Raw genomic sequence first — 20,125 nt, 5'->3', positions numbered from 1 at the left:
AAAAATGCTTTTAAGGTATTGACAAAATCTTGATAAAATAGCAAGGTATAGCCATGGTTGATCCGATATTTAGTAATGATTTTTTGATATCCCCTGAAACAAAAGAGATAGCAGTTATTGAAATTCCTAAATTTATAGATGCTGCAGATGACGAACTGGTCTCATCAGCTTTAAAAATATCAAAAACATTCGGCCGAGGAGCCTCTTTTGAAATTTATACGGATAAAACTAATGTAGATGCCGAAAAAAACTTGATAGAAAGTTTTAGGAAAAATATTCAGCTTCTTGTACAAAAAACTTGGGTTGAAAAAGATGACGAAGAATGTAAAGAAGACACTTTGTACAGGATAAATTCTTTATGTGAAAAACTGATAAACTCGGAACATTCTGCCGCATATAAGGAATCATTTGAAGATTGTTTTGCAATTCTACACGATGTTGTGTCCCTTCTTTTTGGGGATTTGGTAAAGACCGATTCTTTTGTGGAGTATGCCTTCCGCATTGACCCAGACTTCGGATTTTTTTGGTATTATGTTATTCGGCTTTCAAAGGTTGAAATTATATCTGAAGAAAAGGCCAGATATGCTTCTTTGCTTGCAATGTTCTTTTTAGCAAATTTTTAAGATAAACTCTTTTAAAAATTAGATTACAAATCTAAAAATATGAAATTCTAAAATCACAGGATTCTGTAAATCCTATTTTTTTATACATTTGCCTCGCTGCCGGATTTTTAATTTTTACAAAAAGGGCACACTTTTTTTTATATTGAAAACAGTCATTTATCAGTATCATCATATTTGCCGCTCCCACACCTTTATTTCTATATTGAGGAATTGTAAATACTCCGCCTATTTGATTCCATCTAAAACCTAAGCCGTTTATTCCGGCCTTTGCAATATACTTACCTTCCTTTTTTACTGCATATAGGGCATGATTGTTTATTCTTTTTTTTAGAAGCCTTAGGCAGGATTCGTGAGAGGCTTTTACTCCGGGAGCCAAAACTTCCGATTCATTGTATTCTATTTCCATCGGGCAGAGAAGCTCTGCATCCTCAATCGGCGGTTTTATAAATTCCAATCTGGCATTCAGATTATCGGATGCCCTTTTGCAAAAAAGGTTTGGTGCAGAAGGTTTTGTTTTGAGCGTAAGAAGTTTATAGTTTTCAAAACGAGCCGGAACAAGCGATAGGCTTTCATTTATTAATTGTTCCAAATAAATGGATGTGTTTTTTTCTCCCATCACGGAAAGAGGGCTTGTGTGTTTTAAAAAATCTCTTTTTATATATTCTGAAATATCGTCAGTAATTTCTTTAGTAAAACAATGGAGTAAAACACCGTGGGCTGCTAAAAACAAAATACCTATAAATTCTTTATCCAATGAAAAAAAAGCATCAGCCTTTATAAAGGTAAAAAGCTCTTGACCTGCATCAAAAAATCTTTTTTGTTTTTTTAGACATTCAGCTAGATTTATGCAGAGGTACTCGTAAGGAAGAATATTATCTATAAAGAGATTTATATTTTTATTTGTAAGATGAAAAACCGAGCATTTCATTACTCTATTCCTGAAATAGGAAGTTTCCCGTTGGGAGTGAAGTCGCCGCAAAGGGCGCCGAAGGCAGCAGTAAAGGAAGCCGGAGAATAACTGTAAATGGCAATAGCCGTTTCGGCTTTAGGAACCTTTGCCAAAAAAGCAGGAGATAAAACCGAGATAACTATGTATTTTTTCTTGGGATAGGAGTACATTATTTTTTGTAAAATGTTTAAAGAATATTTATCGGAAAGACAAAAGATAATTGTATCAAATCGGCGTACATGGTAATAGGCTGAATCTACTTCTATTATTTTTGCCTTGGGAAAACGCTTTAAGCCGTATTTAAAAAAATCTTTATAGGCAGATACAAGGAGGATGTCTTCATTTTCTTCAGGCTTAAAAGGTATATCGGCATCACGCACTATCGTAGTCGAGCGGCCTGCCAAACTTAAAAAGAATTTTTGGCCTTCCTTATCGGGAATTCTTTCGTCCAATTTTTCCATATCGGGCAAAATGGGAACATGGTTATCACTTTTAAAATACTTCAATTTTTCAAGTAAAATTCTAAAGGCCGCCTCCTTTACTCTTTCTTTAAATTGAGGTTCCTCCTTCATTGCCTTAATATTTTCTTTCCAAAAAGCTTGGTAGTGCCGAGGCGTTGTGGAGGATTCGATTATATCGTTTCCGGCTTCTAAGGCCATTTTAACAGCCTTTGCAATGCCGCCCGCAAAATTCATTGCCCCGTGCATCATCATATCATCGGTAATTATAAGTCCTTTAAAGCCCAGTTCTCCGCGCAATATATCCGTTAAAAGATATTTGGAAAATGTTGCAGGTTCTCCATTAGGTAAGATTGATGAAAAGTTTAAGTGTCCTGTCATAATTGCAGGTACACCGGCATCTATCAGATATTTAAAAGGAATCAATTCCCTGTTGCGGAAAGTTTCCTCGGATATGTCGATTTTAGGAAGACGGCCGTGACTGTCGATACTGGTATCTCCATGACCCGGAAAATGCTTTGCTGTTGTAAGAACGCCTGCTGCCCTGCTTCCCCGTACAAAAGCGGCTCCCAATATTCCTGCAGCATGAGGAGAATCTCCAAAAGAACGGGGGCCTATTATTGACGAATCATGGTCCGTTAAAAGGTCTACTGTCGGTGCAAAATTTAAATTTATGCCGAGAGCCCTTATTTCTCTTGAAATATAATAGCCTGAATAGTAAGAATCTTGAGGTATGCCTGACGCTCCTATTGCAAGATTGCCGGGAGTTTCAGAGGTCAGCCCCTTTACATGCCGAACCCAGCCTCCTTCTTGATCGGTTGCAACAAAAAGCGGAATACCGAATCTTCCTTCAAGAGATTTTTTTTGTAAAATGGAAATGGATTTTGCAAGTTTGCGAGAATCGCCGGTATTCCAGCCGAAAACTTTGATACTGCCCAATCCGGAATCTTGAATCCATGACAAAAGTAAGTCTCCCGGATCTTGGCCTGCCCAACCAAACATAAAGGTTTGAGCTAAAAGTTCTTCATCAGTCATGTTTTCGACTATTTCGGCGGCCAGTTTTTCATTCGGCACATTATCGTAAAAGTTAGGTAATTTTTTTGCGTCATAATTAGAGTGTAAATTAACCGTTAATAAAAAAATACATAAAAAAAATATGCTCTTTTTTGTAAGTGAGAATTCGGGTTTCATAAGTTATTTATTCCAGCCAGTAAACCTTATCGGGAGCTCTTTCTGTAAGGAAAAAATTTTCATATCGGTTTGATGATTCTACACGAATATCATCAGGAAAATATGTTGAATGTAAAAACCAGACAACATCCAATAGGTCACCAAAAGAGTCGGAGCATGAATACCTGTAATAAAGCTCTATATCGTCGTCTTCCAATATTTTTCTTCTTTCAGGATCTATTTTTGTATCCGGATCTATAGCTTCCCGAATATTGCTTCTTAAACCGCCGTACCATGCATGGGTTACCGATAAAAGATTGAGATGTTTTTCTTTATCCATTTTATAAAGTTCATAAACACCTGACATAGCAGGTACAGCGCGGTTAATCTGATACTTATCAGCCTTCTTAAGAGGCGACCATGTAAGAATATAGTGAGGCTGATTTTTAAATATCTTCTTTATAATTACAGGTTTCATTTCAAACATATTTAACATTATACTATTTTTTGATTAAAATTGCTATAAGGTCTTGTCAAACTTTGTATTTTTTGATATACTATCAGCACTTTGGCGCCGTACCCAAGTGGTAAGGGACAGGTCTGCAAAACCTTTATTCATCAGTTCGATTCTGATCGGCGCCTTTTTCCATTTTTTAGTTTTTTTTCATAACGGGAACCTCCTCAAAGAGGTTCCCCTCCTTTTTTATAGCCCTTACAGAAGTTTTTTGTCAGGCTTTTTTTTATTTAATCAGATTAGCAATAAGAGCCGGCACTGTCATAAATGTTCCTATCGAGCTTCCAAGCGAAGAAAGAATAAAAACGAGGAGAACCTTTGTTATTCTGTTTTTATACCAGCCTGAAAATGTGCCTGCATCATTTGTAAGGTTTTCCATATCTCTTACCTGAGGTTTTTTTGCCCAAGCTTGTACAAGACCCGAAACCATTCCTATACCCAAAAACGGATTTATCGTTGTAAAAGGGGCTCCTAAAAATGAGGCCAGAATAGCGAGGGGATGGCCGAGTGCAATAATGCTTCCTATCGCTGCAAGACCTCCGTTCCAGAGAACAAAGGATAAGAGCATTTGGCCGGTTTTTATGCCGCCTCCCTTAAAAAAGCCTAGAACAATTAAACCTATTATAATTATAGGAAATATCCAAGAAGCAATTTTGCTTACTGTGCTTTTCGGCGGAATTACTTCAATGTCGGATACGTCTGTTGTTTTTGTACCTGCTTCCAGTTCTTTTATAAAGCGTTCCGTACCCGGAAGATGGCCTGCACCTAAGACAGCTACAATTTTTTTACCGCTGCTTTCCCAAATTTTTGATGCAAGATAGCGGTCCCGCTCGTCTATTAAGACACCTTTTATGTTTGGAAGGTACTCGGCCATTTCCTGCATCATGTTATCCATTGCACTTTGATTTTTTAATTTTTCGATTTCAGCTTCTTCAAGTTTTTCGTTTGAAAATGCGGCACTTAAAAGGGTCGCTAAAAGCTTTGACCTTCCCCAGCCGCGGTTTTTTGCCCAAGCTCGTTTTAAGGTCGTATGAATCGGGCGGTCAACCATTTCGGTTTTTATGTTTAGCTCTTGAGAAACTTCAATTGCGGCCTTCATCTCATCGCCGGGTTTTACGCCGAGGTCGCTTCCCAGTTTTTTTTGAAAAGAAGCAAGAACCAAATTTGCAAGGAGTAAAAATCCCTTTCCTTCCCTTAATACTTGGGAAATATTGATTTGCTGCCAAGTATCTTTTGAGGTTAAGGACTTATATCTTACTTCGTCCAATTCTACACATACACAATCGGGGTTTTCTTCCCTAATTGTAGATTCAACATCCTTGATACTTTCTTTAGAAACGTGAGCCGTTCCTAAAAGAATAATTTCGCGGTCTTTTAAAAGAATACGCTTTAAAGTTTTTTCGTTATTTTCGTCCATAGTTGTTTCCTTGTTCAGAATTAGCTAACTTAATGATAGAGTTTAAAAATACGGTTTTGCCGCAGTATCTTTCTGCATCTATTGCTCCTCCGGCCATGTGTGCATGGCCTCCTCCCGAACCCATGTCTTTTACTGCTTCTTGAATGAGCCAGCCCGCATCAAGATTTTTATCACGGCTTCGTGCGGAGAGTTTGTATTCTGGTCCGTCTGTTTCCAGTACAATAACAAAAGAAATATCTTTTATCCAAATTAAAAAATCGGCTACAACCGACAAAATGGCTCTTGAGTAGTCTTCACTTAATTCTACAATTAAGAAATTATCTATACGTAAATAGTTTGTAAAGGCCTGTCCTATTTCTTCGAGGTCGTCGATGTTTATGGTCGTTTTAATCATTTGATATGTCTTCTGCACATCCGATTTAAAGTAGAGTTCATAATAAGCATCCAGATCAAGTTTACTTACACTTCTGGATAAAAAAGCCGTATCCAGCTGTATACCCGCAATCATTGCTGTCGCAGTTATTTCATCATATTCTTTTCCGGATTCTTTCCAATAAGACCAAATAATGGAAGAACAGGCTCCGGTACCAACTCTTATATCCGTATAAGCTGCCGTAGACTGCATCCTTGCCGGATGATGGTCTATTACGGCTTTTAAGATACCGCCTACATCTTTTACGGTTCCCTTAAAAGGAGAGCCGTCTACAATTACAACTTGGTATTTTTTTAGATCATCGATTTCATCAAGTTTTAAAAGCGGGTAGCCTAAATATTCTACAAATTCTATTAAAGATAGACTTTGAATATGACCGCCGTAAGCAATCTCTACTTTGTAGCCGTAAGTTTCTAAAAGTTTTAAAAGAGCATAAGCTGCACCCAGGGCATCATGATCCGGAAAATCATGAGTTTGTACAAGTACCGATTGGTCTTTACTTAACACCGAACAAAGCGTAGATAATTTTTCTTCCATAATTAATCCTAAAGTAAACTAAGGAATAATATAACATAAAAAAAAGTGTTTTTCAATCGGCCGGTATTTTTATCTTAAAAGCTTTTCAATTTCTTCTTCCTTATAATATTGAGCTTGTGCATTCCAGAGTTCATGGTATTTACCTTCTTTGTTTTGAAGAAGAGCATCGTGGGAACCGTGCTGTACTAACTTGCCCTCATCAAAGACGGCAATCTCATCGCAGAATTTACATGAAGAAAGCCGGTGCGAAATGTAAACGGCTGTTTTATTCCCTATAATTGTATCAAACTTTGAATAAATTTCAAATTCGGAAATAGGGTCAAGGGCTGCGGTAGGCTCATCGAGTATTATAAAAGAAGAGTCCTTGTAAATAGCCCTTGCCATCGCAATCTTTTGAGCTTCGCCGCCCGATATTTCAACGCCTCCATTTTCAAAATCATTGTAGAGGTATGTTTCGATGCCCTTAGGCATTTTTTTAAGCGAATCGGAAAAGCCTGAAAGGTTTAAGGCTTCTTCTACTTTTGCTTTATCGTAGTCTGTTGAAGAGGCTACATTTTGGGCAATGTTTAAAGCAAAAAGGTTAAAATCTTGGAAGACAACCGAAAAAATATCCAGATACTCATCGTAATCGAATTTTTTAATATCGATACCGTTAAGTAAAATCTCGCCCTCGCTCGGATCATAGAGGCGGGTTAATAATTTTACCAGAGTTGTTTTACCGCTTCCGTTCATGCCGACTATGGCAAGCTTTTTTCCTATCTTGAATTTTAGATTGACATTTTTTAATGCATATTTTTCGCTTTGAGGATATTTAAAACTTACATTTTTAAATTCAAAATCGTATTCGTTGTCATCTCTTTTTTCGATAGGAAGACTTCCCTTGTATTTTGTTTCTTTTAAGTTGATATAGCCTAAACAAAGATCGAAGAAATCACAGTTTGCTGCAATTTGATTATAAGCTCTTGTAAGACCTGCAACCGCAAAAACAAATTGAGTAACGGCTCCCGAATATTGAATTATATCTCCTATCTGAATGGCTCCGTAATAGGCCTTTATTCCCACAAAGATATAGATTAAACCTAAGCTAAACATGTTAAAAAAGATTTGAGCGAGCTGCGGAAAAAGACTGAATCTTAAAAATGCGTTTACTATTTTTATTTTAAAATCGCTTGAGCCTGTAAAATATTCATTATATAATTTTTTGTTGTACAGCCGTATATCTTTTCCTATTTTATATTCCGGAGCAAGACTTACGGCATAGCTGTAAGGTCTCATTTCTTCAAAGAGATTGTTTTTCATAAATGCATCTCTTTTTTCCAAAGCTCTTTTATTTATTCTTATACTTAAAACGGATATCAAAATAATAAAGAAAGTGAAAATACTGTTTTGAATCCATAAAGGTATTCCTAAAACCGGAGCATAAGATGTATACATTGGAATTGAAAGAATTAAGCCGATGATAAACAACACAATATTTTGGCTAAGATTATGAATATTCATAAGCTGTGAAAATAAGCCGAAGCCTCCGTTATAATCCATATTATACATTTTTTCCATTTCGATTTGGAGTTCGGCATCTTCGATAAATTCATAATCCATTGTGGTATTCTTTTTTGCTATTTCCATATTTCGAAGCTGCGTTAAATTTTCCATTCTAAAATAGGAATTGTGCCCTATAAATTTTTCGCATAAAAATAATAATAAATTTATTGCAATGCTTATCCCTGCAAGCAAAAATAAGTGCTCTTTAGGTAAACCCTGTGAGAGAGCGTTTATAATCTTTTTAAGCATGTAGATATTCACAAAGGGACGCAAGCCTGTTACAATACCTATCAATCCATAATTAAAGCAAAGCCCCTTATCCAAAGTATTTAAAAACTTAATCGACTTAAAAAATGTAGAAATAATTTCTTTTGTTGTGTGCCCTTTTTTTTCTAATAACATTGTTTCCTCCCTATTATTTTTCCGTATAATATGTTGACTGTATATTAAACATTTCGGCATACTTGCCGTCCTTAGCCATAAGGCTCTCATGGGTTCCCTCTTCAATAATCTTTCCGTCTTCTATTAAAATAATCCTATCACAAAATCTTGTGGAAGCCAGTCTGTGCGAAATAAAGATTGAAGTTTTGTTTTGAGTCATTTTATTGTAATGCTCGTATATTTCACTTTCGGCTATCGGGTCTAGGGCTGCAGTAGGCTCATCCAAAATAAGGATTGGGGCATCTCTATATAAAACTCTTGCAAGCATTAACTGCTGGTTTTGTCCCCCCGATAAATCGACGGCTTCTTTTCTTGTGCTTTTTACCAAATAAGTATTTTCTTTTTGAGGAAGTTCTAAAATAGTTTTTTCAAAACCGGAGTCTTTTACTGCTTTTTGAAGCTTCGTTTCATCGTACGAATCGGAAGACGCACATATGATATTCTTAATTGTTTCAGGGGGTATAAATGTTTCTTGAAACACCGCTCCAAAAATCGGAAGGAGTTCATCTTGGGAATAGTCCTTTGTGTTTTTTCCTCCTATAAAAACATCTCCTTGAGTCGGGAAAAATAAATTCATAATTAAATTGATGAGGGTTGTTTTTCCGGCTCCGTTTACTCCGACTATGGCAATTTTCTCATTTTGTTTAATATTCAAGTTAATATCTTTTAAAATAAGCTTATCCGATTCGGGATATCTATAAGAAACATTTTTTAATTCTATATTAAAAGAAACCGGCAGTGGGGCGCCCTTGCTTTTACGGTTATCATTACATGTGTCAAAAAAATTGCGAAGATAATCCAGTTTTAAACTGCCTGTACGCAATTCGGTTATTTGACTAGAAAGGGAAATAAGCCAATCCGAAAAACTTGTAATAATAGGGAACAAGAAGACAAATTGAGCTATTCCGATTTTTCCTGTAAATATTTGAGTAATAAGATAAAAGTATGCAAGACCGTCTCTGACAAATACAAAAAGTCCTGCGATTAAATCGCCTAGAAAACGCTTGCCGCTTAATTTCCGCTCCCATCTTCTTCTTTCGTTGTTGTAGGTTTGATAGCTTTTAAAAAACCAATCGGACATTTTATATAGTCTTATATCTTTTGCATATTTATAATTAATACTCTTATAAGCAATGTAGTGCAGCTTACGGTTTACGCCCTTATTTTGTTCGGTTATCTTTTCATCATAATTTGTTAGAAAAATTCCATAAAAATAATTTGTCAAAAATGAAATAAAGATGATTAAAATTAAAATAGGTTGGATATTGATGATTAATGGGGCAAATGCAATTATACCCAAAAGACTTGTTAAAAAATTTGCTGTTATATTTGCAGACTGTCCTGTAATAGCTATATCTCCGGCAATTGCTCCGATTGAAAGGTCGAAGCTTTGAGCAAAGGAAACTGCTGCCATTTTTTCATAGTCAACCTTTATTGCGTGTTTACGGAGTTCTTTTGAGAACCTTCCTCTTTGGTCTTGCCCCTTCATTTCGAGCAGCCATTTTACGGTTTGTTCTAAAAGCACTGTAACGGCAAGAGCCATTGCTATTAAAAGAATTTTTAGCAGATAGGATTGAAGCTCCGTTTTATTTTGTAAACCCTCAATTACAGCCCTCGGTAAAAAAGCTTGCAGGTAAGGCATAAGTATTGCAATCGGTACACAGGCAAATATAAGTAAAAATAATAGCTTGTCGGTTTCGGCCATGTTTTTTAGTAGATAGCCCCAATTCCGTAAAACACCTCGTTTTTTCATTTTAAATTCCTCCGAATATTTTATATAGTTAAAAATCCTTATGAGCTTTTAAAAGATGTTATTTATTTTAACAGCTTTTCAATTTCTTCTTCCTTATAATATTGAGCTTGGGCATTCCAGAGCTCGTGATATTTACCTTCTTTGTTTTAATGAGCCTTATTATACAATAAAAACTAAGGTTTTGGGAGAGAATGGCGTAGAAGGTATCAGATTTGACGCAAACGGTTTTTGAAAATATGCGGGCAATTACTGCGTCGTTACACAAAAGCGAATGCTCAACGTACAGTAAGTACGCCTCCGCTTCGCTTTTGTTAAACTCCTTGTACTTACCTCGCCTATTTTCAAAAAGGCTCATACTATATAACCGCAAAGATGCTAAGAGCGCAAAGGATTTTTTTTAATTTTCTTTAAAATATACTATTTTTTTCAAATAATAACTATAAATATAATGGGGAGGGCAAAAATTAAAAAATAATAGGAGAACACAAATGGTAAAAAGATTTGAAGATTTAACATTTACAGATGACTTTATGTTTTGTAAAGCTATGCAAAATCCTGACTTATGTAAAAAACTTATCGAAATGATATTGTCCGATAAAATAGGTAAAATTACATATATTTCGATACAGCATAATATTAACACCTATGAACAGGCAAAATCCGTAAGATTTGATGTTTTTGTACAGGCAGAAAACGGTAAATTATACGATGTGGAAATGCAGGTAAGTAATGAACGCAATATCCCGAAACGAATGCGGTTTTATCAAGCTGCAATAGATATTTCTTTTTTGGATAAGGGGAATTCCTATAATAGCTTAAACGACAGTTTTATAATTTTTATCTGTACCTTTGATGCAATAGGTAAAAATAGGCCTATTTATACTTTTGAAAATCTTTGTATAGAAGACAAAAACACCCCTTTACAAGACGGCACACGAAAGGTTATAATAAATGCAGAAGCTTTTGAAAATGTCGAAGACAAAGAATTAAAAGAATTTTTAGAATACCTTAAAACAGGGAAAGCGACAAATGAATTTACAAGGGAGATAGAAACTATGATACAAGCAATAAAACAAAATGAACAGGCAAGGCAGGAATACAGGTTAATGTCTACTTTTGAAATGGACGCTAGGGAGAAAGGGGCTTATGACAAAAGCATAGAAACAGCAAAACTTATGAAACTGGAAAAGCTGGATATATCTTTAATTAAAAAGATCACAGGCCTTCCCGAATCCGAAATTAAAAAGCTGTAATTCTCTATTTTAATTGGTAGAATTCGATTAAATCGCATATTTTTAAAAAGCTGATTTTAACACTAGCGATGCAGCCTTGTTTTTTAGAACAATGACACTCCACATACTCTTTAATAAGGCTTTTATACTGTTCCGGTACAAACATAGGCCTAAAATGCTTTAAATTCTGAATTGACAAATCTTTTAATTTCGTATTATATTTTAAATGCGTAGATGTCGCAAAAAAATCCCGTCCGCTTCCATAATCCGCTATTATGCACTGTTTTGCAAAATGTAACATTGCCCTTTTTCTTAGGATTACTACCTCTTTTGGGGTCTCAAAGCACAGGTAATGAATATTATTATTTAAAAGCCAAGTTTCTTTTTTATAATCTGTTAGTTCCAGAGAAACTAATTCTTGGTCGTGCCTGTGGTACTTTTTTGCCTGACTCCTTGACTCTGCTCCGCCTATTTTCAAAACTGCGGGTTGCTGCTCAAAACAAGCGGAAACATGAGTTCTACGGCGAAGGCGCCTTCTTCGCTTTGGCGGTTTATAAAGGCGGAATATTTTTTTACTATTGCATCGATGCGGCCTGAGCCGAAGCCGTGATCTTTACCTTCTTTTGTTGTAAGAAATTTTCCTTGAGTCTTTTTGCGGCGGCCCTCGCAAGAATTTGTAAACGAGATATAGAGGTTGTCGTTTAATTTTCTTATGTACACCCTTATAAATCTTTTCTCTTTTTCTTTTAGACTTAAAGCACCCTCAATGGCATTATCAAAAAGATTTCCTATTATTACGCAAAGTTCAAGGTCGCTTAAGGCTATGTTTTCAGGAATGGAGGCTTTTATGTTTAGTTTTATATCATGGGAAAGAGCTATAGCTGCCTTCGTATTTAAGATTGCATCGCTCATCAGGTTTCCGGTTTTGATTACACTGTCTACCTTAATCAAGTCTTCGGTTAGATTGTTTAAATAGCTTTCAAGTTCATCATAGTTTTTAAATTCAAGATAAGCCTTCATAACCTGAATATGATTATGAAAGTCGTGCCGCCAGCCGCGCATTTTTTTATAGATGGAATCTACATCTTCGTAGTATTTATTGATAAGGCCATTTTCAAAATCATCAAAACGCTTATTGACGGCTCTTTTAATTAAAAAGTACAGAAGTATAAACAGCAAGAGGATTGAGCTTAAAACAAGTATAAAAATGAACATCAGTTTTCTCCTTGGGTAAAAAAGCTGATAAAGAGGGTGTTGACATTTTTATATTCCCTGCGGCTTATAGGAATTAAAGTATTATCTGCAAGGACGGCCTTGTCTTTTTGAAGCTGCCTTATGTGCATCAGGTTTGCGATAAAGGCTCTGTGAGTTTTTACAAATAGTTTGGAATTTAACTTTTCTTCCGCCTCCGATAAATTCATCCTTGTTATGTATTCGGTTTTTAAAGTTTTTATTTTTAGATTATGCGAAATAGATTCTATAAAAACAATTTCAGATTGCTTTAATGTTGTAAGACGGCCTTCGCAGGAAAATACAAAATTTTCTTCTTTAACTTTATCCTGTTTTTTTAAGGCTCTATCCAAGCAATCAAAGAGCTTTTCTTTTTTTACAGGTTTTAAAAGATAGTGTAAAGCTTCAACATCATACCCTTCCTGCATATAGTCGGGTATACCTGTTATAAAGATGATAACTGCATTGCTTTTTGTTTTTCTTATTTTTTTGGCAAGCTCTATGCCGCTTATCCTAGACATCTGTATATCCAATAAGATTATATCTATATCGGAAAGCTCTTCAAATTCAAACCAAAACTGTTCGCCTGAAGAAAAAAGTTTAATTTCCGGCAAAAGAGTATTTTTATTTGCCCATTCGTTTGCATAGTCTTTTAAGAGGCGGGATTGAACTTCATTATCTTCGATGACGGCTATTTTAAGCATGGTTTTGCTAATCTTATCAATAGAAAGAAATATATTTCTCCGGAGCTTCTTGTTCGGCTGACTTTAATTTAGTTTTTTTATTTAAATTAAGATCATACAAAAAGAATGTCAAAAGGTTTCCATCATATTGAGTAAATAAAAGTTGGTTATTGTCTGTAATTCTAGCTTTATATACTGAGTTTGAAATTTTAATTAAATTTTTACCGTCATAGTCGGAAATATATAAGGCTATATTATCTTCCGAATTTAGAGTCTTATCATCATTTGTATCTTCATTTACAACAGCATAAATATTTTTATCGCAATAAATATCATTTCTGGTTTTTTCTTCAGCAAATCTATATTTATATATAAAAATATTTGAGTCAAATAATTTATACTCTTCATAACTTGTATCTTTTATAAAGATAAAGTTGGTAATTCCTTCGTTATATGATTTTCCTAAAAAACTTGAATCCGATTTAAAGCAGGATGCAGATATATCATCATACAATCCATCGGCTTTTATTTTTGAACTTTTAAGATTAAAAATAAAAACATCTTTTAGCTTTTCATTGAATTCTATATATTCCCGTATCTCCTCTTTTGTATCGTCTTCAACAATTGCTACTTCATTTGATACGGTATGGCGGCTAAATGGACCAAATGCATCTATCATAACAATAGCCCATGTAATAATTCCCAAAATCAAGAAAATAAAAATTAATACAAAATCAATTTTTTTGATTAATTCAAACGATATTTTTTTCATTTTATAACTCCTGTGTTATTATATTAACATTATTGTATATCTTTTGAGCAAGAAGTACAAGATGACGATAAAATAATAAATTATTATCGGGAAGTGTATATTATGCAAATTCTAGATCAGAAAAACTTACGCTTATAGCTGAATTTTGATTGAATTTTTTATATATTGGTTTTTCCAATATTAGCGGATTATCCAAAACATAGATGTATGCTTTATCATCATCAGAATTATAAATACGAGAACGAGGGGTTTTAGGCGGTATAATTTCTTTTACGGGATATAATTTTTTTATCAATACTTTTTTTGCATCTGTATCCCATTCACGAATCCCGATAAATATTGGCTGGTGATAATTGTCATTTCTATAAACAAGGTCTTCCTCTATTCTTTTGATCTCAGCATCTTTATTGATGACAACCGCCCATATGTCTATATCCGATATTTTCATATTTTGACTCCCTGTAAGATAACTATCAAATTCATCTGCGATATTTATAGTTATGTTGTATTTTTTGATTACTTCATATATTTCTTTCCATTCTTTATACAGAATCTTTACATTAGTGTTTGCTGAAAATTCAATTTGATTATTATACTGTGTTAGCAATATAAGAATCTTTTTCGGCTGACTGTAATTTTCAAGAATTTTTAAATACCTATTCATTTGATCTTGTCCAACAGTGCTTAGCCCTATTTTAGTTTCTATAACTATTGCATAATTCTTGCTTAAACAAAGGATATCAAAACGTGCAGAACCAAAACTGGGCTCATAATAAACTTCTAGTGTCTTAACATCTTCCTTTTTAAATTTAAAGTTTTCGCCTTTTATAATTTCTCGAATTACCCTATAGTCAGAATAAAATAAGCAAGCCAAAGTTCTTGATAAGCCGGTTTCTTTACGATTGTATAAATCAAACAATGATTTTATTTTTTCCATTTTTTCTCCATGTTTAAAGTATTGCTATAGCACACACAAAAAATTATAAAGGTATACTGTTTTACTTTACAAATTTTCTCGTATTTCCTTAGCTACTCTTTCTAATTCTTCTCTATTCGGCTTGTGATTATAGTACCTTCCAGAAAACTGTAGTTTAAATCCGTCATCTTTATATCTTGGGAAACAGTGTATATGAGCATGGCTCACTTCTTGAAAGGCAGCTTCTCCATCTGCTAAAAAATAGTTAATACCCTCACATTTTATTTTAGACTGACGTATTGCTTTGTTAATTTTATTTGTTACCATAAACATTTTAGATGTTATCTTGTCATCGATTTTATATATGTATTGTTCGTGTATTTTGGGAATTATTAATACATGGCCTGCGTTTACAGGCTGAATATCCAAAAATGCTAAGCAATCATCATCTTCATAAATCTTACTTGCGGGTATTTCGCCTTTAATAATTTTACAAAATATACAATTATCCATTTTTGCTGTCTCCTATTTAGATTATATTCTTAACAAAACTTCTTCATCCTTAATCCTACATCAATACCTTATTTTTTTCAAGTAAGAAAAAAGCATTTGTGTCTACAAGCCAGAGAATGTACCCATAGTTACAGAGTAAAAGCCATAGCAAAGATCTAACTCAGCATGGCTATGCAGTATGGCAGATAAATGATAAAATGATAGCTGAACAATGATTATACTGAATCGGACTAAACTAATCTTTAAGAGGACAAATAATGGGAGAGGTCAAATGACAATTCAAGATTTTATTAAAACTCATAACACAGATTTCGACAAATATAGAGCCAAGCCCGATTGGAAAGGCTATAAAGTATATTTAGTATGGCTAAAAGCACAAGAGGGGGCTTGTGTAGGTTATCCGCAATACGCACTAGAAAAAGACAATAAAATAAGATTATCCACATTAGAAGAGACAATAGCTATTATGAAAACTAATATACACGATACTGATGATTAAAAAATATTTCCAAGGCCATGTCTTTTTCAACCAACAAAAAACCGTTCAAAATGTTGGAAGTCCATACATTCTGAACGGTTTTAGCTCATCCGTTTACTGCTTTTTAAAAAGCCCTTACTTTATCTTTTTAAAGATGGCAACGCCGTTATGGCCTCCGAAGCCGAGAGAGCCTGAGGCGGCACAGTTTATTTCGCCTTTGACGCCCTTGTTCGGAACATAGTCCAAATCACAGCCGGCTTCAAGGTCGGGTTCGGTTAGGTTGATGGTCGGGGGATAAAATCCATCTTCCATTGCCTTTATACAGAAGATAGCTTCAAGAGCTCCTGCGGCACCTAAGCAGTGGCCTATCATCGACTTGGTTGAAGAAACCTTCATTTTATACGCATGGTCGCCGAAAGCCTTTTTAATCATGGCCGTTTCTGCAGGGTCGTTGATTGGTGTCGAGGTTCCGTGAGCATTATAGTATTGAACTTCTTCAGGTTTTACGCCTGCATCGGCGAGGGCGTTGGTGATGGCCAAAGCGCCTCCGTCACCTGAGGGGTCGGGGCTGGTTAAGTGGTAGGCATCGGAGGAAGCTCCATAGCCTGCAAATTCCGCATATATTTTAGCTCCCCTCTTTTTTGCATGTTCATATTCTTCAAGAATGAGAATGCCTGAGCCTTCGCCCATTACAAAGCCTGAACGCTTTTTATCGAAGGGACAGCAAGCCTTGGCAGGATCGCCTGAGGCGAGGGTTTGCAAAATCGTAAAACCGCTTATACCGAAACCGGTAATTGTAGATTCCGTACCGCCCGATACGCATACATCAAGCCTTCCTGAGCGGACAAGGTCTAAAGCGTTTCCGAGAGCATCGGTACCTGAAGCACAGGCTGTGGCCAAGGTCCAAGACGGCCCCTTTATACCGAACTGCATACTTATGTTTCCGGCTGCCTCATTCGGAATAAGAAGGGGAACAGTCATCGGCGGAATACGATCCGGAGCAACTTGAAAGTATTTTTTAAAAGCTTCTTGGTAGATTTCAAAACCGCCTATACCGTTTCCGAGTATTATACCTGTGCGGTTTGCATCGATGGTTTCTTTTGAAAGGCCTGCATCCTTCATTGCCTGTGAAGCTGCGGCTACGGCAAATTGAGTGAACCGCGCCATTTTACGGGCATCTTTTTTATCCATAAATTGTGAAGCGTCAAAGTTTTTTACCTCTGCCGCTATCTGAATCTTAAAATCGGAACAATCAAATTGGGTAATGTTTCCGATTCCGCATTTACCGGCTTTGATTCCTTCCCATGTTTCATCCAGGGTGTTTCCTATGGGGGTTACGGCACCGAGGCCTGTAATTACAACTCTTCTCATATAAACTCCTTTTTGCGTAAATTTCCGCATTTTTGTACTCTTTATTGTTCTTTATTAAAGAACGTTTTTTATGTCAGACTGTCTACATAACAGCTTTTACTGAACAAAGTCTACTTGCTTACGGCTTCTCTGTCAAGGCCGGTTTTTATCTGTAAGCCTTTTTATCAGGCCTTTCGGCTTCTTATTTCAGCCCGGCTTATCTTGCCATTGTGGGTTTTAGGCAAAGTTTCTACAAATTCGAGAGAACGCGGGGCCTTGTAGAGGGCCGCATTTTTCTTTGCAAAGAACATAAGCTCTTTTTCTAAGGCTTGGCTTGGCTGATAGGTTTTATTTAAAACAACAAAGGCCTTTACCGCCTGGCCTCTTTTCGGGTCGGGTACGCCTGTTACCGCACATTCAAAGACTGCCGGATGTTGTAAAAGAACCGACTCCACCTCAAAGGGGCTTATACGGAAACCGGAGCTTTTTATAAGGTCATCGGTTCGGCTTTCAAACCAAAAATAACCGTCTTCATCCCTATAGGCGGCGTCTCCCGTGTGGTAAACTCCGTCCTTAAAAACCTCGGCCGTTTTTTCTTCATTTTTATGATAACCGCCGAACATTCCAAAGGGAACCTTTTTATCCAAACGCAAGATGATTTCTCCCGATTCTCCTGCCTTGCAAGAAGATCCGTCGGGGCGGATAATATCTATCTCATAGCCGGGGGCGGGCTTTCCCATTGAACCGGGTTTGATTTTCATTCCGGGGAAGGATCCTGTTGTGAGGGTAAGCTCTGTTTGCCCGTAGCCTTCCCGCAGTTCTATTCCGGTCTTTTCTTTAAAGGTATTGAAGATGTCCATGCTAAGGGCTTCACCTGCCGTTGTACATTCTTCCAATGAGGATAAATCGTAATCTTCTATTTTTTCGCGGATTAAGTACCTGTAAACGGTAGGAGGTGCACAAAAGGAAGTTACCCTGTATTTTGATAATTTTTCGAGCATGTTTTTAGGGATAAACATTTTCATGTCGTATACAAAGACGGCACAGCCGCAAAGCCATTGACCGTAAATCTTTCCCCACATGGCCTTTGCCCAGCCTGTTTCGGCAACGCTTAAGTGCCTTCCGCCTTCCTTGACGTTTTGCCAAAATTTTGCGGTTGCAATGTGCCCTAGAGGATATAAAAAATTATGCTCCACCATTTTGGGATTACCCGAAGTGCCTGAGGTAAAGTACAAAAGAGCGGTGTCCTTTCCGCAAGGGTAGGCTTCTCCTTGGGGCCGTGTAAAATCTTCACTCATATTTTTTACGAGTTTATCAAAGGAAATCCACCCCTCCATTTCGTCATGCACCCAGACGAGGAGGGGCTTATTATAAGCGGATTCGGCAGCTTTTTGAATTTCTTCTTGCAAATTCTTTTCTTGTACGGCCATTATCATTTTTATATTGGCGGATTGAATACGGTATTCAATGTCATGGGCTGCGAGCTGGACAGTTGCAGGAACGGCTATAGCGCCTATTTTATGCAGGGCGGGAAGAACAAACCAAAACTCGTATCTTCTTCGCAAAAAAAGCAAAACCGTGTCGCCTCTTCCTATTCCCATCGCCTTAAAGAAATTGGCTGTTTTATTTATCTGCTTTGTCAATTCTCCGAACGAAAAAATCCTTTCTTCGGTTTCATCGCACCAGACGAGAGCCTCCTTTTCGGGGTATTCCTTCGCTATTCTATCTATTATGTCATAAGCAAAATTAAAATTCTCGGGAGCTTTGACTGAAAAAGAATTATGTACGGTTTCCCAATCATCGCTTTCAATATAGTTTATATATTCTTTATAAAACATAGTTTCACCTTATAAGACTATAGACAAGGCTTTTCCGAAAAGGTTGCAATAGAAAAAAAATGAAAAATATGCTAGAATTCCATTTGATGAATTTAAAGGGGGGCTTATTTTCAGCCGCTAAAATAGCGCGGCTGAAAAACGCTGTCGAGTTTGCATAAAGCAAACTCGCGTTATTATATGGAAGAACTTATATCAAGGACAACGAGCGATATCCTTTTGGATATGCTTATAGAACAAAACGGAAGCCCTCTTTCGGGCGAAGAAGCGGCTTTGCGCTTAGGACTTTCAAGGGTTTCCGTATGGAAGGCCGTGCAAAAGCTAAGGGATGAAGGTTATGAAATTGAAGGCGGAAAGAACAAGGGCTATATTCTAAAGTCATCTTCCGATGTGCTGAACGCTTTTTCAATTGAAAAGAACTTATCTGCCTTTGCTCAATCTGTCTGTCAGAGGAAGATTGAAGTTTTTAAGACAATAGATTCCACTAATACTGAGGCAAAAAGGCGTTTAACTTCTTCAAGCAGAGCCGAGTCCCTTCACGGAACGGTTCTTTTTGCCGAGCATCAAAGCGCCGGGAGAGGCCGCTTTTCACGCAGTTTTTATTCGCCGAGAGGAGCGGGCTTATATTTTAGTATGATTTTTTGCCCCTCAATTCCGACAAGAGCAGAAAAGGAAGTGCCCTCTTCCGCTCTTTACACGGCAATTTCGGCAACGGTTATCTGCCGCTGCTTAAAGGCTCTGGGCTTTGCTCCGCAAATAAAGTGGGTAAACGATATTTATCTTAACGGAAAAAAAATCTGCGGCATTTTAAGTGAGGGAATTATCGATATGGAAACTTCCTCAGTGCAGGCTGTAATTATAGGTATAGGCCTCAATGTAAAAGAGTCTAATTTTCCTCCCGAACTTAAAAACAAGGCCGGCTCGCTCTTTGCCGAAGCCGACAAACTTTTTACCGAAATCGGCTCATTTTTTAGTGAAGCCGAAGCTCCTTCCCTCAACCGGAATGTTTTAGCTTCTTCTATTATATCGAGCTTGATTGAAGCCCTTTACGGTATACATTCTCAAGAAAACTTAATGGAAGAATATAAAAACCTCTCCCTCCTTACGGGAAAAAAGGTAAGAGTTCTGCCCTTTGCCGGTTCTCCATATCAAGCCTTGGTTTTGGGAATCAGCGATTTAGGGCATCTTATCATAGAAACCGATGACGGCAAAAAAGATGAGTTAATTTCGGGCGAGGTTAGTTTGGAGCTTGAACCTTAAAAAAGCTCATCTTTGAACA

The 20,125-nt window shown here is 36.5% G+C and carries 20 protein-coding genes and 1 tRNA gene; 6 read left to right on the top strand and 15 right to left on the bottom strand.

The genetic code is table 11. The features are described 5' to 3' along the window. The first annotated feature begins 53 nt into the window (after nucleotides 1–53). Nucleotides 54–623 carry a hypothetical protein gene (locus tag E4N80_RS12795; protein WP_253699543.1) on the top strand — a complete coding sequence of 190 codons (570 nt, stop codon included), beginning with the start codon at nucleotides 54–56 and terminating at the stop codon, nucleotides 621–623. Nucleotides 624–654: 31 nt separating this feature from the next. Here the strand turns inward: E4N80_RS12795 and E4N80_RS12790 are convergent, their stop codons facing one another. From E4N80_RS12790 to E4N80_RS12780, 3 genes are read right to left on the bottom strand one after another with little or no spacing between them, the layout of a single operon-like run. Then, on the bottom strand, nucleotides 655–1,551 hold the full coding sequence (locus E4N80_RS12790; RefSeq protein WP_253699542.1) for a GNAT family N-acetyltransferase: 897 nt from the start codon (nucleotides 1,549–1,551) through the stop codon (nucleotides 655–657). Then, nucleotides 1,551–3,221: a glycoside hydrolase family 3 protein gene (locus E4N80_RS12785; RefSeq protein WP_253699541.1), complete on the bottom strand. Its 1,671-nt coding sequence runs from the start codon at nucleotides 3,219–3,221 to the stop codon at nucleotides 1,551–1,553. The genes E4N80_RS12790 and E4N80_RS12785 overlap by 1 nt, the downstream gene beginning before the upstream one ends. A gap of 7 nt (nucleotides 3,222–3,228) precedes the next feature. Then, nucleotides 3,229–3,687, bottom strand: coding sequence for a hypothetical protein (locus tag E4N80_RS12780; RefSeq protein ID WP_253699540.1), 459 nt, complete (start codon nucleotides 3,685–3,687; stop codon nucleotides 3,229–3,231). 83 nt (nucleotides 3,688–3,770) lie between these two features. On the opposite strand from E4N80_RS12780, the gene E4N80_RS12775 reads away from it, so the two are divergent. Next, nucleotides 3,771–3,842, top strand: a tRNA-Cys gene (locus tag E4N80_RS12775). A 98-nt stretch (nucleotides 3,843–3,940) separates the two neighbouring features. On the opposite strand, the gene E4N80_RS12770 is transcribed toward E4N80_RS12775, so the two are convergent. From E4N80_RS12770 to E4N80_RS12755, 4 genes are all read right to left on the bottom strand, one after another. Continuing rightward, nucleotides 3,941–5,131 (bottom strand): TraB/GumN family protein, encoded by a 1,191-nt coding sequence (locus E4N80_RS12770; RefSeq protein WP_253699539.1) that lies wholly within the window; start codon nucleotides 5,129–5,131, stop codon nucleotides 3,941–3,943. Then, nucleotides 5,118–6,101, bottom strand: a complete 984-nt coding sequence (locus E4N80_RS12765) for a DHH family phosphoesterase (RefSeq protein ID WP_253699538.1) — start codon at nucleotides 6,099–6,101, stop codon at nucleotides 5,118–5,120. Before E4N80_RS12765 ends, E4N80_RS12770 begins: the two co-directional genes overlap by 14 nt. Nucleotides 6,102–6,170: 69 nt before the next feature. After that, nucleotides 6,171–8,045, bottom strand: coding sequence for an ABC transporter ATP-binding protein (locus E4N80_RS12760; RefSeq protein ID WP_253699537.1), 1,875 nt, complete (start codon nucleotides 8,043–8,045; stop codon nucleotides 6,171–6,173). A 13-nt stretch (nucleotides 8,046–8,058) separates the two neighbouring features. Beyond that, entirely contained in the window at nucleotides 8,059–9,837 is a 1,779-nt protein-coding gene (locus E4N80_RS12755; protein ID WP_253699536.1) for an ABC transporter ATP-binding protein, read from the bottom strand. A gap of 55 nt (nucleotides 9,838–9,892) precedes the next feature. On the opposite strand from E4N80_RS12755, the gene E4N80_RS12750 reads away from it, so the two are divergent. Together E4N80_RS12750 and E4N80_RS12745 are read left to right on the top strand one after the other, a co-directional pair. Continuing rightward, nucleotides 9,893–10,069 (top strand): hypothetical protein, encoded by a 177-nt coding sequence (locus E4N80_RS12750; RefSeq protein ID WP_253699535.1) that lies wholly within the window; start codon nucleotides 9,893–9,895, stop codon nucleotides 10,067–10,069. 256 nt (nucleotides 10,070–10,325) lie between these two features. Next, nucleotides 10,326–11,090, top strand: coding sequence for an Rpn family recombination-promoting nuclease/putative transposase (locus E4N80_RS12745; protein WP_253699534.1), 765 nt, complete (start codon nucleotides 10,326–10,328; stop codon nucleotides 11,088–11,090). Between the two features lie 4 nt (nucleotides 11,091–11,094). Here E4N80_RS12745 and E4N80_RS12740 read toward each other — a convergent pair whose 3' ends face one another. The 6 genes from E4N80_RS12740 to E4N80_RS12715 all read right to left on the bottom strand — a co-directional run bounded on the left by E4N80_RS12740 (nucleotide 11,095) and on the right by E4N80_RS12715 (nucleotide 15,183). Next, nucleotides 11,095–11,370: a hypothetical protein gene (locus E4N80_RS12740; protein ID WP_253699533.1), complete on the bottom strand. Its 276-nt coding sequence runs from the start codon at nucleotides 11,368–11,370 to the stop codon at nucleotides 11,095–11,097. Nucleotides 11,371–11,543: 173 nt separating this feature from the next. Next, nucleotides 11,544–12,284 carry a histidine kinase AtcS gene (gene atcS / locus E4N80_RS12735; RefSeq protein WP_253699532.1) on the bottom strand — a complete coding sequence of 247 codons (741 nt, stop codon included), beginning with the start codon at nucleotides 12,282–12,284 and terminating at the stop codon, nucleotides 11,544–11,546. Then, on the bottom strand, nucleotides 12,284–13,003 hold the full coding sequence (gene atcR / locus E4N80_RS12730) for a response regulator transcription factor AtcR (protein ID WP_253699531.1): 720 nt from the start codon (nucleotides 13,001–13,003) through the stop codon (nucleotides 12,284–12,286). Before atcR ends, atcS begins: the two co-directional genes overlap by 1 nt. 16 nt (nucleotides 13,004–13,019) lie before the next feature. Beyond that, a complete protein-coding gene (locus E4N80_RS12725) occupies nucleotides 13,020–13,754 on the bottom strand; it encodes a hypothetical protein (RefSeq protein ID WP_253699530.1) in 735 nt (244 codons plus the stop codon). Between the two features lie 100 nt (nucleotides 13,755–13,854). Beyond that, nucleotides 13,855–14,691, bottom strand: a complete 837-nt coding sequence (locus tag E4N80_RS12720) for a PD-(D/E)XK nuclease family protein (protein ID WP_002676311.1) — start codon at nucleotides 14,689–14,691, stop codon at nucleotides 13,855–13,857. 66 nt (nucleotides 14,692–14,757) lie between these two features. Further along, nucleotides 14,758–15,183, bottom strand: a complete 426-nt coding sequence (locus E4N80_RS12715; protein ID WP_002666879.1) for an HIT family protein — start codon at nucleotides 15,181–15,183, stop codon at nucleotides 14,758–14,760. A 271-nt stretch (nucleotides 15,184–15,454) separates the two neighbouring features. On the opposite strand from E4N80_RS12715, the gene E4N80_RS12710 reads away from it, so the two are divergent. Further along, a complete protein-coding gene (locus E4N80_RS12710; protein ID WP_253699529.1) occupies nucleotides 15,455–15,682 on the top strand; it encodes a hypothetical protein in 228 nt (75 codons plus the stop codon). A 114-nt stretch (nucleotides 15,683–15,796) separates the two neighbouring features. Here the strand turns inward: E4N80_RS12710 and fabF are convergent, their stop codons facing one another. After that, complete coding sequence (gene fabF / locus E4N80_RS12705) at nucleotides 15,797–17,032, bottom strand: beta-ketoacyl-ACP synthase II (RefSeq protein ID WP_253699528.1); 1,236 nt, start codon at nucleotides 17,030–17,032, stop codon at nucleotides 15,797–15,799. A 164-nt stretch (nucleotides 17,033–17,196) separates the two neighbouring features. After that, entirely contained in the window at nucleotides 17,197–18,849 is a 1,653-nt protein-coding gene (locus E4N80_RS12700; protein ID WP_253699527.1) for an AMP-binding protein, read from the bottom strand. Between the two features lie 177 nt (nucleotides 18,850–19,026). On the opposite strand from E4N80_RS12700, the gene E4N80_RS12695 reads away from it, so the two are divergent. Then, nucleotides 19,027–20,106 (top strand): biotin--[acetyl-CoA-carboxylase] ligase, encoded by a 1,080-nt coding sequence (locus tag E4N80_RS12695; RefSeq protein ID WP_253699526.1) that lies wholly within the window; start codon nucleotides 19,027–19,029, stop codon nucleotides 20,104–20,106. The last annotated feature ends 19 nt before the right edge of the window (nucleotides 20,107–20,125 follow it).

The organism is Treponema denticola (assembly GCF_024181605.1).
Classification (GTDB): Bacteria; Spirochaetota; Spirochaetia; order Treponematales; family Treponemataceae; genus Treponema_B; species Treponema_B denticola_B.
The sequence above is the reverse complement of the archived record's forward strand: the minus strand, read 5'-3'. Positions and strand labels throughout refer to the sequence as shown.